The 14,659-nt window shown below is 57.5% G+C and carries 15 protein-coding genes; 5 read left to right on the top strand and 10 right to left on the bottom strand.

Features of this window, described 5'->3' with window-relative positions; translation table 11 throughout:
* Nucleotides 1–109: 109 nt before the first annotated feature.
* Nucleotides 110–1,039: a hypothetical protein gene (locus IT585_13700; protein MCC6964301.1), complete on the top strand. Its 930-nt coding sequence runs from the start codon at nucleotides 110–112 to the stop codon at nucleotides 1,037–1,039.
* A gap of 86 nt (nucleotides 1,040–1,125) precedes the next feature.
* Here IT585_13700 and IT585_13695 read toward each other — a convergent pair whose 3' ends face one another.
* The 3 genes from IT585_13695 to IT585_13685 all read right to left on the bottom strand — a co-directional run bounded on the left by IT585_13695 (nucleotide 1,126) and on the right by IT585_13685 (nucleotide 4,989).
* Complete coding sequence (locus IT585_13695; protein MCC6964300.1) at nucleotides 1,126–2,976, bottom strand: glycosyltransferase family 39 protein; 1,851 nt, start codon at nucleotides 2,974–2,976, stop codon at nucleotides 1,126–1,128.
* Between the two features lie 122 nt (nucleotides 2,977–3,098).
* Nucleotides 3,099–4,151, bottom strand: a complete 1,053-nt coding sequence (locus IT585_13690; GenBank protein ID MCC6964299.1) for a type III polyketide synthase — start codon at nucleotides 4,149–4,151, stop codon at nucleotides 3,099–3,101.
* An 88-nt stretch (nucleotides 4,152–4,239) separates the two neighbouring features.
* Complete coding sequence (locus tag IT585_13685; GenBank protein MCC6964298.1) at nucleotides 4,240–4,989, bottom strand: SDR family oxidoreductase; 750 nt, start codon at nucleotides 4,987–4,989, stop codon at nucleotides 4,240–4,242.
* Nucleotides 4,990–5,556: 567 nt separating this feature from the next.
* Here IT585_13685 and IT585_13680 point away from each other — a divergent pair.
* Nucleotides 5,557–6,072 (top strand): DinB family protein, encoded by a 516-nt coding sequence (locus tag IT585_13680; GenBank protein ID MCC6964297.1) that lies wholly within the window; start codon nucleotides 5,557–5,559, stop codon nucleotides 6,070–6,072.
* 33 nt (nucleotides 6,073–6,105) lie between these two features.
* Here IT585_13680 and IT585_13675 read toward each other — a convergent pair whose 3' ends face one another.
* Nucleotides 6,106–6,870, bottom strand: coding sequence for a ZIP family metal transporter (locus IT585_13675; GenBank protein MCC6964296.1), 765 nt, complete (start codon nucleotides 6,868–6,870; stop codon nucleotides 6,106–6,108).
* Nucleotides 6,871–7,095: 225 nt separating this feature from the next.
* Between IT585_13675 and IT585_13670 the strand changes: the two genes are divergently transcribed.
* Complete coding sequence (locus tag IT585_13670) at nucleotides 7,096–8,067, top strand: A/G-specific adenine glycosylase (GenBank protein MCC6964295.1); 972 nt, start codon at nucleotides 7,096–7,098, stop codon at nucleotides 8,065–8,067.
* Here the strand turns inward: IT585_13670 and IT585_13665 are convergent.
* The 4 genes from IT585_13665 to IT585_13650 all read right to left on the bottom strand — a co-directional run bounded on the left by IT585_13665 (nucleotide 8,042) and on the right by IT585_13650 (nucleotide 11,280).
* Nucleotides 8,042–8,575 carry a DUF1648 domain-containing protein gene (locus IT585_13665; protein ID MCC6964294.1) on the bottom strand — a complete coding sequence of 178 codons (534 nt, stop codon included), beginning with the start codon at nucleotides 8,573–8,575 and terminating at the stop codon, nucleotides 8,042–8,044. The genes IT585_13670 and IT585_13665 overlap by 26 nt on opposite strands.
* A 2-nt stretch (nucleotides 8,576–8,577) precedes the next feature.
* Nucleotides 8,578–9,285: a sulfite exporter TauE/SafE family protein gene (locus IT585_13660; protein MCC6964293.1), complete on the bottom strand. Its 708-nt coding sequence runs from the start codon at nucleotides 9,283–9,285 to the stop codon at nucleotides 8,578–8,580.
* 66 nt (nucleotides 9,286–9,351) lie between these two features.
* Nucleotides 9,352–9,981, bottom strand: coding sequence for a hypothetical protein (locus IT585_13655; protein MCC6964292.1), 630 nt, complete (start codon nucleotides 9,979–9,981; stop codon nucleotides 9,352–9,354).
* A gap of 90 nt (nucleotides 9,982–10,071) precedes the next feature.
* Nucleotides 10,072–11,280, bottom strand: a complete 1,209-nt coding sequence (locus IT585_13650; protein ID MCC6964291.1) for an aminotransferase class I/II-fold pyridoxal phosphate-dependent enzyme — start codon at nucleotides 11,278–11,280, stop codon at nucleotides 10,072–10,074.
* 292 nt (nucleotides 11,281–11,572) lie between these two features.
* On the opposite strand from IT585_13650, the gene IT585_13645 reads away from it, so the two are divergent.
* Complete coding sequence (locus IT585_13645; protein ID MCC6964290.1) at nucleotides 11,573–12,427, top strand: SPFH domain-containing protein; 855 nt, start codon at nucleotides 11,573–11,575, stop codon at nucleotides 12,425–12,427.
* Between the two features lie 99 nt (nucleotides 12,428–12,526).
* On the top strand, nucleotides 12,527–12,688 hold the full coding sequence (locus IT585_13640) for a hypothetical protein (GenBank protein MCC6964289.1): 162 nt from the start codon (nucleotides 12,527–12,529) through the stop codon (nucleotides 12,686–12,688).
* 9 nt (nucleotides 12,689–12,697) lie between these two features.
* Here IT585_13640 and IT585_13635 read toward each other — a convergent pair whose 3' ends face one another.
* Both IT585_13635 and pabB read right to left on the bottom strand, forming a co-directional pair.
* Entirely contained in the window at nucleotides 12,698–13,057 is a 360-nt protein-coding gene (locus tag IT585_13635; GenBank protein MCC6964288.1) for a cupin domain-containing protein, read from the bottom strand.
* 67 nt (nucleotides 13,058–13,124) lie between these two features.
* A complete protein-coding gene (pabB, locus tag IT585_13630) occupies nucleotides 13,125–14,648 on the bottom strand; it encodes an aminodeoxychorismate synthase component I (GenBank protein MCC6964287.1) in 1,524 nt (507 codons plus the stop codon).
* Nucleotides 14,649–14,659: the final 11 nt, after the last annotated feature.

The following is a 14,659-nucleotide window of genomic DNA, read 5'->3' as shown; positions in this document are numbered from 1 at the left end:
CCGGAGACAGAATCTGCCGTCTGCGCGGCCGTTTGACAACCAGTTTTTGGTTGACGGCGGCAGGCATGCTTCGTAGCCATTAGGAGACTGACTTGGTGAAGGGCGAGGTATGAAAGCACTCGGGATTTTTACTCTGATTTTAGCCTCATTGCTACTCGGCGGCTGTTCCGACAACGATCCGCTCAAATATGAACCGATTTCGTTCCCGGTTACCGACGAAATTACCGGCATCGATTTCACTGACGGCAGCCACGGCTGTGTTGTCACCGCCGTTGGCGATGTCTTTCTGACGACCAACGGCAAGAGCTTTGCCAAGACCGCTTCATTCGGTCGCCGGCTGAGCGACGTTTGCTTCCTCGATGACGACATCGGCATCGCCTTCGGCGCCGGTCTGCTGGCTCGAACAAACGATGGCGGTCAAACCTGGACAGCGATGAGCTGCGATTCGACATATCTGTTGGATGACTGCGTTTTCGCCAAAGATAACCGCGGGATTCTGGTCGGCGCCATCGCCTCCGGCGACCATGCCGGCCATGGATTGATCGGCATCTCCGATGACGAGGCCCTGACCTTCCGCTGGGACACGACTGAGTTCAGCGGTTTCACCGACATCGATGATGTCCCGCCGAGCCATGCCTGGATTCTTGGCGACGGCGTGCTGCTCTATACGACCGACAATGGCCAAACCTGGGAGCACAGCACCCATCGGGTGCAAGGTTCACATCAGGTGTATTTCACCGACGTACAACATGGCTGGGAGGTTGGCGACAACGGGCTGCTGCGCTATTCGTCCGACGGCGGCTGGTCGTGGCAAGATAAGCTGAAGATGACCGAGGAGCCGTTGCTCTGCGTCACAGCGCCGGAGATTGACATCATCTACATTGCCGGAAACCGCTTTGTGGCCGTCTCGACCAATCACGGCCGCCAGTGGGTGAAGGACTCGGCGACCTACCCGGTGAAATTCAACGACCTCGACTGGGTCGGCGGGCACATTTTCGTGGCCGGGAGCGGTGGGACATTGATGAAGCTTGATCTATAGTCGGTAGGTTTGAATCGATTTGGGGGCAGCAATTAAGAGCGAGCAAAGTGGGGAAGAATCCATTTGGTTGAATCACGGCCGCAAGGCTACCTCAAGATAGCGGCCCGCAGACGCAGAGCGGCGGAATCGGCCGGATTCTGCTTGAGTGCCAGATCCAGATAGAGCCGACAGCGTGACGTGTCGCCAACGGCATAAGCGCTTTGCGCCGCCCAGCCCGGAATCCCCGGAATCTCCGTGCCGGTATTGATCACTTTCTCGAAATATGGCAATGCGCGGTCGTGGCGGCCGAGATCGTGGTAAATTCGAGCCAGTTGCGACCAGGTCGGAGCCGATTCGGGGACCAGCTGCTCGGCGCGGTGCAAGACCGCAAGCGCCTGTTCATACTGGCCGCTTTCGATATAGAGCGAGCCGAGCAATTGGAAGGCAGTGGCATTGTCGTCCGCGATCATTATGGCCTGCCGCAGTTGTTCGACGGCTTCGGGGTACTTCTCTTTGGCTGCGAGCGCACCGCCCAGGTAGGCATGGTACATCGACCGATTCTGCCGGCTGGCAACCGCTTGTGCCGGATTAAGCCACATCAGCAAAAGCACCAGACACAGTCCGTAGACGGCGACTGGTGTCCACGTGCGGTTGCGGAGGTAGATGAGCAATTGTCTGATGCCATAGATCGCAATGATGATCATCACGGGCAGCAGCGGTTGGCGGAAGCGCGAACTGACGAAAAAGAGGGCAACGGTCAGCACTTGCGACCAGACAAACAGCAGCAGCAGCCAGTGCTTGTCCCGTGCCCGCAGCAGCATCACCGTCCCGATCAGGAAAAAGGGAGCGAGCAGACCGTAGGGGAAGTTTATGATTTGCCGCCAGATGAATAGCGAATACAGCCCGGCGTAATCGCGCTGAGCCAGCGGATCGTTATTGTTAAAGATCTCTTCGCCACAGAGAAACAGGTAGAACTTACGTAACGTCAGTTTCAGACCGTCGACTGGATTGCTCCAGACCTCGGCGACGCCTTTCTCAAACCAGTACTCGGAAACTTCGGCAGCGGTGAGATGTCGCCGGGTCTCGGATTCGGCGATCTGTTCGGATGCCGACCAGACGTGATCGTCGTATGGATTCAACGATCCGCGGCCGGTCGGAAAGGAAACGGTTTGGCCGTCGGCCTGCCGGTTGTTTCCGATGTAGAAATTCGCGCCGCCCTGCGACGAGATCAGCACCAGCCGGGGCTCGATCACGTAGTTGCGGATCGTAATCGGGAGAATCACAATCGCGAGCGGGATACAGAGATGGGCCAGACTGCGCGCCCAGGAGCGCCAGTCGTTCAGCTTGCCGCACAGCGCCAGCCAGAGCGGGATGACGAACAGAAACGACAGAAGCGTCGGCCGCGCCGCCGCACCGATTCCCAGCGCGAATCCGGCGAGCACCAGCTCCTGCAGCCGATGAGATCTGGCAAAGCGGCTGAGGAAGTAGACGGTCGCGGTGAATGTGAAGACCTCCACAGTCGTCGGCATGATTGTCGATTCGAAGAAGTACAGTGTCGGATAAAGCGCAGCAACGATACCGGCAATGCGCGCATGCGTACGGTCAAAGTGAATCTCGGCGATCAGGTACGTCAAGATCACCGTGCCGACTCCAAGCGCTGCGTGGATCAGGCGGATGACGATCGTCTCGAAGCCAAAGAACTTGTAGGTCAGTCCGAGCAGGTAGGGGAATAACGGAGCGCGGAAGAATACTTCCTTGCCCCAGAAGTCGCCGTTGGCGATTTCCAGTGCCAACAGGTGATAGACTCGCGAATCCAGTACCAATAAGTCGCTGAACGGGTTGTCAGCCGTCTGAATCCAATAGACCGCGCGCACGACCAAGGCCAGAAAAGCGGCAATGCCGATCCCCCAGAAATCGCTTCGGGTCCGAAGTTGTCTGTCCGCGTTGTTGTTCTTCATCTCTCCGCGAGTGGCTGGAAACGCCGCTCTTATCCTGATAAGATCGGCAAGCGAGTTGTCGACTTGCGCACTGAGCGAAGCACCGCGACCGTTACGGTCAGCAGTCACACTATAATAGGGAATCAGAAGCGCACGAGCAAGTTTTCGGCACAGAATCCCGGTCCCAGAGCGCTGATCAGGCCGTAGGCGTTGCTTCCCAGTGGGAAACGTTGCAGGTGCTGTTCCAGCACAAACAAGACGGAGACGGCCGACATATTGCCGTATTCGCTCAACGATTTTCGGCAAAGCTCCAGTTGGCCATCGGCAAGCCCCAACGCCCGCTGATAGGCTTCGATAACCTTGGTGCCGCCAGGATGGAGGATGAAGTGTTCGATCTGAGCCAGTTGCAGCTCATGTCGATTGAGAAATCCCCTGAAGTTCTCGAGTGCCTTGGTTTCAACTATGTGAGGGATGCTCTGGGCGAAGACGACCTGCAGTCCGCTGTTCATCAGATTCCAGCCCATAACGTCGAGCGAGTTCGGCCAGAAAGTGCTTCCCGTGTCGATGATCTCCAATCCGGAGCGGGGCACTTCATCACCAACAACAAGCACTGCCGCAGCCCCCTCCCCGAAGAGAGCGGTCGCCACGAAGTTGCTCTTCGAACGGTCGTTCTGCTGGAAAGTCAGCCCGCATAGCTCGACGGCAACGATGAGTACGCGGTCGCGTGGATGACCGAGGAGATAGTGGTAGGCATGCGACAATCCGGCCGCCCCTCCGGCGCAACCGAGTCCCCAGATTGGAGTTCGGCGGATGTCGGGACGCATACCGAGAAGATTGATCAGTCGGGCATCCATAGATGGAGTGGCCAGACCAGTCGTTGAGACAAAGATGATATAGTCGATTTCGGAGGGTACGACCAACGATTGCTCGAGGCACTTAATGGCGCATTCCTGTCCCAGTGAGCTTGACGAGTCTATATATGCGTGGTTCTTTTCGACGAAAGACCGCTCCTTCCGATACCAGTCGATCGGTACCGAGAAGTAGCGCGATTCAATCTCAGCATTCTCGAAAACTTCTATGAGTCGATCAAGTGGAAGGGCGGAATCTGCGAAATGGATCTCGGCAAACTGGCGAATCTGATTCTGGGTGAGCTTGTACGGTGGGACAGCGCAACCGACAGCGACGATCTTCGGCATGGTCAGTTAAGCCTCGGCATACCCTTTGTACGCGATGCCGATCTCTTTGCCCAACGATATCGGGATTATTTCTCACGCATGCTGACTGTCAAGCAAGCGTATAGCCGCCATCGACGATGATCGTCTGGCCGGTAATCCAGCGGGCGTCCTCGGTGCAGAGGAAGAAGACGACACCGGCGACTTCATCGGGGGTGCCGACGCGGCCGAAGGGCGTCCTCCGCACAACCTCCTTGAACATCATGTCATAGGAGGGGAAAATCTTGAGAGCATCGGTGTCGATGAATCCACCCGAGACGCAATTGACGTTGATCCGTCGTGGAGCCAGTTCATAGGCGAGATATTTGGTTAGGCATTCGAGCGCCGCTTTTGAGACGCCAATTGCCGAGTAACCGTCGATGTAACGGTGCGAACCCAGCGATGACAGCGTGACGATTCGTGAGCCGTCCGGCATCATGTCGATGGCATGCTGGACGCAAAGCAAAGCGGCCTGGGCGTTGGTATGCATCGAGAGATCCCAGGCTTTGTCATCGATTTTGAGAGCCTCGGTATAGATTCCCAGCGCTGCATTGGAGATCAGGATATCGAGCCGGCCATATTTCTCTTTGACTTCATCAAAAATCCGATGCAGAAGCTCGTGCTTGCCGACGTTGGAACGAATCGCGATGGCGTCAGAGCCGAGAGCTTTGAGCTCGGCAACAGTGGCATCCGCGGTATCACGACTGCGAAAGTAATTGACGGCGACATTGGCGCCGGCGCGCGCCAGGCGGAGTGCAACGGCCTTGCCGATGCCCTTGGTCCCGCCGGTAACCAGTGCGATTTTTCCCTTCAGACTTTCCAATTCTGGTCTCCTCCCTGAAACTGGTCTTGAATCGGGAGCGAATGTATGTAAATCGACAGCACTTGTCAACGAATAGGGGTTTGAAGCCAACAGCCGGGAAGCTTCTAGGCCAGCCAGCAGAGACGAGGGTGGCAGTTGTAGGTAGTTTCGACACGCCGACGCTTACGGCAACTATTATGATACAACAGCTTAGACAGAACCTGAAGTTGTCATCGTCGGAACTCGTTACAAACTCTGACCATTTCTGCCGGCGGGCGTCAGAGTTTGATGCCGGCAAATCGCTCAATGACAATGAACTCGCCAATGTCGGCATGGCAATTGATTAACAATAGTATGGCGAAGGGGTGAAGTATTTGCAGGCAATTACCTGTGACAGGTATAGCTTGATACAGTCCTAATTCCCATCAAGAAGGAGCGGTCTGTGCCGCTCTTTCCTATTTGTACCCTTGGACCCCCGTCAATCTCAGTTTGCTGCCTTCAAATGTGATGCAGAGTCCGCAAAATATGATGAACTTCTGCCAAGTTGCTTCGTCACTCTGGGTAACTCATAGAAGGAGCATTGTAAGCATGAACAACGCCGTAAAACCCGTCAGCGAGATTCTCGGGGTGAATGACTTCATGTACCGCCTGGCCTTTGTCGGTGTCGATGAACAGCTCGCCCGTCGCCAGCTTCAGCCGAAGACGAATTCCCTGATCTGGCTGTTAGGGCATATTGCCGTCAACCGCGCCTATGTCGGGCAATTGACGGGGCTGCAAATTGAGGAACCGTGGGGCGAGCTTTTCAACAAGTCGATCGATCAGATTGCCGCAACCGCGTTACCGCCGCTGACAGAGATCAGGGGATACTGGGAGCAGGTCGCGCCCAAGACTGCGGCGCACCTGAGTCAGCTTGACGAAGCGGCCCTGGCCGGGGCTTTGCCTTTCAAGTTCCCGACCCGCGAGCAAAATGTTCTGGCGGGGCTGTCGTTCATGGCGATGCACGAGTCGTATCACGTCGGTCAGATGAGTTCGCTGCGCAAGCATCTGGGGTTGGAAAGCTTGTATGAACTGGCAGTGAAAGAGATGAAGAAGTCCCGCGAATGAAGCGAGTGCCGGGCTACAGCGGAGAGCTCTGCCTTAGTGGGAATGACTTCCGGTCAGCGCCAGCGCAGCCATCACGGCAACGCCGAGAATGATGCAGATAAACTGACCGAGAGAATTTGAAATCTTCACATCGTGCTGCAATTCGGGGATCAGGTCGGATCCGGCGATGTACAAGAATCCCCCCGCCGTGACCGGAATCATGGCCTCGATGACCTGCTGGATATTGGGGCCGATGGCCAGCACCACGATCGCCCCGACCAAGGCTACGGATGCCGACAGGAAGTTGAAGAGCAGGGCTTTGCGGACGCTCATGCCGGAGTGCACGAGTACGCCGAAGTCGCCGATTTCCTGGGGGATTTCGTGGAGAATGATTGCCACAGTGGTGGTGATACCGAGCGGAATATCTACGCTGAAGGTCGCGGCGATCAGGACGCCGTCGATCAGGTTGTGCAAGGCATCGGAGACCAGATTGAGCGTCGCGACCGGGTGATGGAACTGATGCTCGGTGACGTGGCAGTGGCGCCAGCGCAGGAACTTTTCCAGCACGAAGAAGATGAGGATGCCGACAACGATCAACAGGGAAGTTGAGAGCGGCGAATCGTTGTGGTGAAACGCCTCCGGCAGCAGGTGGACGAAGCTATTGCCGAACAAACCGCCGACGGCGAAGGCGACCAGATAGAGAGTGATCCGCTGAAGGCGTTCGGGCGATAGCGACAACGTAAAGAGACCGACTTGCGAGATCAGACTGACGACGATGACGCTGATGATGGTGTAAAGCCAGACTTCCATGTCACCCAAGTTGGTTTGAGGATTCCGCCGCGGCCGGACTGGCCGCAGCCGGCATCGGCAGTGTACGGTGCCGAGCGCTCCGGGTCAAGCGCAAACAGGGGGAGACTGTGGCCAGTAACAACGATTATGAGCCGCCGCGTCAATGTTCCGTCCCCAGTCGCACCGGCCGTCTTGCGACGCCGGCTGCTGCGGTGGTTTGCGGCCAACAAGACGCCCCACCCGTGGCGCCGAGCCGTGACTCCTTACAAAGTCTGGATTTCCGAAGTGATGCTGCAGCAGACCGTGACGACAGCGGTGGCGCCGCGATTCGTGCGCTGGCTCTTGCGATTTCCCAATGTCAGGGCGCTGGCACAGGCCTCCGAGCAGCAGGTACTGCGGGAATGGGAAGGACTCGGGTACTATGCGCGCGCCCGGAACCTGCACCGCGCGGCACAAGTCATCGTCCGCGAATACCGGGGCAGAATTCCGGCGGACTATCGGCAGTTGCTGGTGCTGCCGGGCATAGGCAGCTACACCGCAGCGGCTATCGCCAGCATCGCCTTTGGCCAATTGTATCCGGTTCTTGATGCCAATGTCCGACGGGTGATGCAGCGAGTGCTGGCGACGGCTCAGGGTCAAGACTCGGACGATGAGGCGATCGCTGCTTTCCTGCGGTCGGCAATCTCGCGGCGCAGACCGGGGGATTTTAACGAAGCGCTAATGGAACTGGGGCAGATGGTGTGTCGGCCGCGGAACCCCAGTTGCGGGAATTGTCCGCTGCAGACGAATTGTGGCGCTTACCGATTCGGCAGCCTCGATGAGCGCGTACGTCCCAAGAGTGGGCGACTCATCCGGCGACAGTCGGTGCTATTGATAGTCTGCTGCAAGGGCAAGATCTTACTGGAGCAAAAGCAGTCGGGCCTGTTCAGGAACATGTGGGGATTCCCCCGGGCGGCGCTTCACGACGCTGTCGATGCTGCTATTGCCGCCTGGGCAAAAAAGCATGTAGACGCCCCCCTCGAAATCATCAAGCACCTGAAGCCGGTGACTCATTTCTACACCCGGCACGCGGAGGAGTTGCACCCGGTACTTGCCCGCGTCAGCAGTCACCGCAAGGCGACGACGGAACTGCGTTGGCTAATGCGCGGCGAGTTGGAGGAGATCCCCTTGCCCAGCGTTGAGCGGCGGGTGTGGATGGCACTCAGCGCGCGCGATAAGCGAGGATGAAGTAGCCGCCGACGACCAACGCGATCAATCCCAGAAACACGTACATGCCGACCGGCATTAGGTCAGCCTCGCCGCCGTCGGCGAGCCGGATCGTCGTCAGGATGATCCAGGTGAAGAGCCAGACGATGACGGTTTTCAGTGCCGTGATCATGAGGCAGGCGAGTTGATATTGGCGCGGAGCGTTTTCAGCGGTGATTTTCCAAGGGTAGTTGAAGTGATGGGGTGCTCGGACGAGGAGCGACATCATGGCATAGACCACGGCCATGATAGCGACGGGGAGCCACAAGGTAAAGCGGGAGCCCCAGGCATCGGGTCGGCCGGAAAAGTTGTAGTGAGTCGGAATCTGTTCGGGGAGAGAACCGTAGTTGATCATTAGTTCGTACAGGCCATAGAGCAGTCCGATCGCTGCAAGGATTTCGAAGGAAAACTCAAATCGCGAGCGTTCGAACTTGATGATCGGCTGATTCTTGCGGGTGAACTTGGGATTGTGTGGGACCGGAACGTGCACTTTTACAATCCCAGGACTTGAATTGCGAGTCCGCTGAGTGCAATTGTGGCTCCGGCCAGCGCGTGCGAGAAGCGTTCGATCTTGCCCAGCCGCAGAAAACTGGCGCCATAGGAAGCGGCGACGACTACCGCCGTCATGGTGCCGATCGTGATGACTCCGAAGACGGAAGCCACAAGGATGACAGCGCTCCAGTCATGTTGCGCCGCCGGATACATGAGGATCGGGATCAGCGGCTCGCACGGGCCGAGCACAAATACGGTGAAAAGCACCCATGGTGTCAGTGACGGACGCGGTGTCTGGCTGTGGTCGTGCTCGGGCTCGGTGTCGCGAGCATGAACGTGCGTGATGCCGGCCAATTTGCCGGAAAGGTGCGTGTGCGCTTTCTTGCTGTAGGCGCGACGTAAGCCCCAGATGGCATAGAGAATTCCGAAGGCGATCATTGCCCACGCGGCAAGGTTGCCGCGGATCCCCTCGATAGTGACCAACCGATCAACGGCGACACCGGCGGCAATACCAGCGAAACCCAACACGACGGACGAGGCAACGTGACCGACGCCACAGGCCAAGGTAATCCAGATTGTCTTGGTCAGCGACCAGTTGCGCGCCTTGGACATAACGACAAACGGTAGATAGTGATCGGGGCCGATCAAAGTGTGGACCAGGCCGATTGACGCGGCGGTGGCTAAGAGCAGGCTGAGTTCCGTGTTCATGTGTAAATTCCCAGATGTCGAGTTCTTTCCGGCATTAATGTAGTGCAACGACTCCGGTTTTGCCAGTCAATAAGCGATCTTGAGTCCGGCATAGGCGGCAGAGACGCGCCGTTTCGGCGGATAGTCCTGCAGCAGCGACTCAACGCGAAAAACGAGGTGCAGGAACCTTGTGGTGCTGAAGGAGATATCGCCGACCAGCCATTGGCGGCGGTCCAGGCTCTTGATAAACTCGGTGTTAGTAAGCTCGAAGGCCGGACCGAGGGAAAGCTCGATGCTGGAGCCGTCGATGTCCCAGAAGCGATAGCGGAGCCGGACACCGGCGCGATGGCGAAACTCTTCGGCGGATGCGAAGCCGGAAACGCCCAAGCCAGTGTGATGCGATAGCCGCAGCATAAAACCGAGGTCGCCCGAGACAGCAGCAGGAAACCCGAAGTCATCGCCGTAGATCCGGCGGCCATTGTGGAAAAGGATCTCGGTTGTCTGCCGTGAATTGACGGCGCGGAAGAGCAGGTCGAGTTCGGCAACCAGGCGGAGGGGGGCAAGCGAATGAAATGAGGGCTGGGATGAGGAGGCTGCGGCTGCCTTGTCATATGCCCGTGATGTCGACGACGTTGCCAGAGACAACATTACCTGAAGCGCAATAACAGCGACCGGCCAGAATTGCGGCAACTTCTTCCGCGTTCTCGGTATTCCCATTCGCCGGTAAGTTACCTCGTCAATGCGGATCGTCAATGCCGAATTTCGGAATTGGCGAAAATAACCCCCGACCACTGAAAGCGATCATGATTACTGAGACAGCACGGCCGCGGCTTGCTCAACCATGGCGGTGGAACAGGCGTAGGCGAAACGGATAGCGCGATCGGTGTCGGCGAACTCTTCGCCGGGCACGGAGCCGAGGGAGTAGCGTTCGATCAGGTGATTGACCAGATCCCATTCCGAACCGGCCCACTTATCGGTGATGCGGGCGTAGAGGTAGACGGCGCCGCGCGGTTTCATGTCGCAGTGCATGAAGTCGGTGGCGTTGACAGCATCGAACAGAATATCACGGCGCTTTTTGTACTCACCGCACATTTGGCGGACGCAGTCTTGCGGGCCTTCCAGAGCAGCGACACCGGCGTACTGGGTTGGAGTCGAAACGCCGTTGATCGTGTAGAGGATCATCTTCTTGGCATTTTCGTTGAAGTCGCTATTCCCACAGGCGAGATAACCCAGCCGCCAGCCGGTCATGGCATAGCTTTTCGAGAAGGTGAAGCAGGAGACGATTCGGTTTTGCACCGCCTCCGGATAATCGTGCGCCAGCGCCGCGATGCAGTGATGCTCGCCTTCGAAGATGATGTCTTCGTAGGCTTCGTCGGCAATGATCCATAGGTCGTGTTCGGCGGCGAGATCAAGCAGGTCAAGCAAATCCTGCCCGGTCATGACGCCACCGGTCGGATTCTGGGGCGAGTTGATCAGTACGGCCCTGGTGTTCGGTGTGACCTTGTTCCTCAATTCAGCGATATCCCAGCGATAGTCGTTCTGGCGGCGCAGTTTGACATTGATCGGGTTGCCGCCGGCGATGCGGATGATCCAGGCGGTGGAGGTCCAGTTAGGTTGGGGTATCAGCACTTCGTCGCCGGGATTCAGGATCGAGCGGAAGGCGCAATTGAGTCCGTGCATACCGCCGTTGGTGACCAGCACCTGGTCGGGATGAGTGATATTCGCGATACGATTCTTGTCGGCGAGTTTGCGCAGGATCGCCTCGCGCAGCGGCCTGATGCCGGTCGAGGGCGCGTAATGGGTGTGATTATCGCGGAGCGCTTTGATGGCGGCTTCCTTGATGTGTTCCGGCGTGTCGAAATTCGGATCACCCGATTCGAGCCGCAGCGGGCGCGGCAACTGCAGCAGCCGATCGCGCACCGCCACGATGCCGGAGAAGACGACCTCCGGAAGCATCGAGTTCAGGTGAAACGTTGACTCGGTCGAGCCCTTGATGGTTTCGTATTGTCCCGCCATGGCTGCAGTTCATCCTCTGCCGGTTAGGAGTTGTTAAAGACCACTTCTTGAAGTTGCGCGAGTGAAGTTGTTTTCGTTAGTCACGAGAATATAGACAGCATTGGTCTTTGGGCAAGGGAAAAGGGGAATGTAACCTTCGCTGATTTACCATCATTGTATTCCCTTGATAGACAATCGATTATACGGGCATATTCCGAGCACTTCCGTGATACGGAAAATTCTTGACATTTTGGCGCAACTTGCCGATGATATTATCGTAATATCAAAGTGATATCACAGGAGGTATCCGCATATGAAAGAGCTTGAACGTTCGGTAGTATCCGGTTGGGGACCGTTGGTGTTCTTGCTGCTGCTGTTAATTGCCGGTGTCGTGGCATTGATCGTCCTGCCGATACCGGTGAAAGTCGGATCAGTCGTCGTGCTGGTCCTCGACGTGTTTTTTCTCACTGGCCTCTTCTTTGTAAACCCGAACGAAGGTCGGGTATTGCAGTTATTCGGCAAGTACGTAGGTACCTGCCGACAGGAGGGGCTACGCTGGGCGAACCCATTGTATATGAAGAAGCGAATCAGTTTGCGCGTGCGCAATTTTGAGACGAGCCGGCTGAAGGTGAATGACATCAACGGCAACCCGATCGAGATTGCGGCGATCGTGGTGTGGAAGGTGGTCGACACGGCGGAAGCCAGCTTCATGGTCGACAATTACGAAGAATTCGTACGGATTCAGAGCGAGTCGGCGGTGCGCAACCTGGCGACGCAGCATCCTTACGACGCACACGGCGACAACCAGATCTCCTTGCGCAGCCATACGACTGAGATTGCCGAGCAACTCAAGGTTGAAATCCAGGAACGGCTGGAGCAAGCGGGAGTGCAGGTGCTGGAGGCTCGAATCAGCCACCTGGCGTACGCGCCGGAAATTGCCGAGGCGATGTTGCGGCGGCAGCAGGCGAGCGCGGTTGTGGCAGCACGGCAGCTGATCGTCGAGGGCGCAGTCGGGATGGTGGAGATGGCGCTGGAGCAGTTGTCGGCGAAGGGAATCATCGAACTGGACCACGAGAAGAAGGCGGCAATGGTGTCGAACCTGCTCGTGGTGTTGTGCGGCGAAAGCTCGTCGCAACCGGTGATTAACACCGGGACGCTGTATCATTAAACCGCGGAGCGGGGCATCAGAGTTGAAGTTGCGGCTGAGCCAAGCCAGCTTGAAGCGGTGGCCGCAGCGGAGACTCTGATGCCACTTAGGGATTGAGCGATGGCGGAGAAGAAGTCATTCTTGCTGAGGATTGACCCGGAGGTCATGGACGCCCTGCAAAAGTGGGCCAATGACGATCTGCGCAGTCTGAACGGGCAAATTGAATTCTTGCTCCGCAAGGCGCTCAAAGACCAGGGGCGAGAGCCAAAGGGGAAGAAGTAGCAGCCGCTGTCAGTAAAGATTCTTCTTCTGTTCCAGGCGCTCCAGTGCCTGGCGGAAGTCCTCGCGAATCGGATGAAAGACGTCGATCACGCGGCAATTGGTGATGGCTTTGCCGGAATGGGGGATATTGGGGGCAAGGACCATCACCGTGCCGGGGACAAGATCGTGCTTGACGCCGTCGACAGTCAGCTCGAGGTGCCCCTCGATGACGTTGACGAGTTGTTCATTGATATGCGTGTGCAGCGGCAGCAGTGCACCAGCCTCGAGAGTGACGTGCGTAACAGTCATCGCCTGAGCGGTCACGACACGAGCCATGATCCCGGGCGCAAGCTGCAATTCGGGCAGGCGGCTGAGATTGACAAAGTCCATGGCGTTTCTCTCCTTATCCATTGGTCAATAATAGTCACTACGGCGACAACCGGTGAGAGTTGCCATACTATTGGCTACGGCAGTCCGATTCATCGGTGCTGACCCCGACGGGTTCCGCCTCAAGCAGTGCCGGCGCCCAACCACGAACGGAGTTGATCAGATACAGGCGTTCGGCTTGCTGCAATTGAGCAAGCGTAATCACACGTTCGGAGATTTCACCCTTCGCCACGAGCTCAGCGCGGAACGTGCCGGCCAGCAGGCCACACGCCACCGGCGGTGTGAACTTCTTGCCGTCGATGACGACGACGATGTTGGCGATGGTTGATTCGGTGATCTCGCCGCGCTCGTTGCAGAGAACAACGTCATCGCAGTCGCCGGCATCGCGCAGGGCGTCATCGTAGACACTTCGATGAGTGGTCTTGTGGAAGAGGAACACATCAGCGGAATCGACCGGCTTCGAGGCCAGCTTCATGCGCGTGAGCTTGGAAGAGCGGTCGGGGTGGCTCAGCGGTGTTGCCTGCAAGGTGATAGCTCCCGATTCGGCGGCCAGTAGACGAACACGATGTGCTATCGGATCCAGGTTAGCGGTGAGTTCATTGAGCTCATCCCTGATCACGTGCAGATCGATTCGTCGGTCGAAGAAGTCAGCGGATGCGACCAATCGCTGCAGGTGGCGATCGAGCAGATGGAAGCCCCCCTCCGGCGTCCAGAGAATCGTCTCGAGCAGATCGAAAGGCGGTACACGCCGGCGCAGCACGGCAGCTTTGCTGAGGCATTCTTCATATTCGGATTGCTGCTGCGAATCCCAGACGATGCCGCCACCGACGCCGTACTCGATCGATCCGCGGTGTTTGTCGATCAGGGCGGTGCGAATGGCAACGTTGAAGCTGGCGCGGCGATCGGGCGCAAAGTAACCGATGCTCCCCGTGTAGATGCGGCGCGGAGTGGTCTCAAGCTCGGCGATCAGGCGCATCGTGCTCGACTTCGGCGGTCCCGTGACCGAGGCACACGGAAAGAGCGCAGAGATCAATTCGGTGAATGAGGCAGAGGTCTGTGCCGTCACAGATGACGTCATTTGCCAGAGCGTGGGGTAGCGCTCCAACGTGAAAAGCTCTGGAACGCGGACACTGCCGAATTCAGCGATACGGCCGAGATCGTTGCGGATCATGTCGACGACCATGACATTTTCCGCACGCTCCTTTTCGGAGTCGCGGAGTTCGTCTGCCATTGCGCGATCTTCCTCCGGGAAGCGTCCACGCGGGCGCGTGCCCTTCATCGGGCGACACGTAATGGTGTTGCCGTCGAAATGGAAGAACAACTCCGGCGAGACGGAGCAGATGGCGAAATCATCGGTTTCAATGTAGGCGGCATAGTCGGCACGCTGCGCCGGCAGCAGATCGACAAAGAACGCATGAGGATTGCCTGAGAAAGACGAGCGCAGGCGCATGGTGTAATTGACTTGATAGGTGTCGCCCCGGGCGATGGCCCGTTTGATTGCGTCAAATCTCTCCCGGTACTCGTTGCGATTGACTGTCGGCTGCCATTCGCCGAGGCGATAGGTAGGCTCGGCGACCGCGGTCGGTTCAGGCACGATTTGCGGCT

The sequence above is a fragment of the Candidatus Zixiibacteriota bacterium genome (assembly GCA_020853795.1).
Taxonomy (GTDB): Bacteria; Zixibacteria; MSB-5A5; order CAIYYT01; family CAIYYT01; genus JADJGC01.
The sequence above is the reverse complement of the archived record's forward strand: the minus strand, read 5'-3'. Positions and strand labels throughout refer to the sequence as shown.

Excerpts from the sequence above, each read along its gene's own strand:
- IT585_13700 (MCC6964301.1), top strand. The coding sequence starts at position 110 with ATGAAAGCACTCGGGATTTTTACTCTGATTTTAGCCTCATTGCTACTC.
- IT585_13695 (MCC6964300.1), bottom strand. The coding sequence starts at position 2,976 with ATGAAGAACAACAACGCGGACAGACAACTTCGGACCCGAAGCGATTTC.
- IT585_13690 (MCC6964299.1), bottom strand. The coding sequence starts at position 4,151 with ATGCCGAAGATCGTCGCTGTCGGTTGCGCTGTCCCACCGTACAAGCTC.
- IT585_13680 (MCC6964297.1), top strand. The coding sequence starts at position 5,557 with ATGAACAACGCCGTAAAACCCGTCAGCGAGATTCTCGGGGTGAATGAC.
- IT585_13660 (MCC6964293.1), bottom strand. The coding sequence starts at position 9,285 with ATGAACACGGAACTCAGCCTGCTCTTAGCCACCGCCGCGTCAATCGGC.
- IT585_13655 (MCC6964292.1), bottom strand. The coding sequence starts at position 9,981 with ATGGGAATACCGAGAACGCGGAAGAAGTTGCCGCAATTCTGGCCGGTC.
- IT585_13650 (MCC6964291.1), bottom strand. The coding sequence starts at position 11,280 with ATGGCGGGACAATACGAAACCATCAAGGGCTCGACCGAGTCAACGTTT.
- IT585_13645 (MCC6964290.1), top strand. The coding sequence starts at position 11,573 with ATGAAAGAGCTTGAACGTTCGGTAGTATCCGGTTGGGGACCGTTGGTG.
- IT585_13640 (MCC6964289.1), top strand. The coding sequence starts at position 12,527 with ATGGCGGAGAAGAAGTCATTCTTGCTGAGGATTGACCCGGAGGTCATG.
- IT585_13635 (MCC6964288.1), bottom strand. The coding sequence starts at position 13,057 with ATGGACTTTGTCAATCTCAGCCGCCTGCCCGAATTGCAGCTTGCGCCC.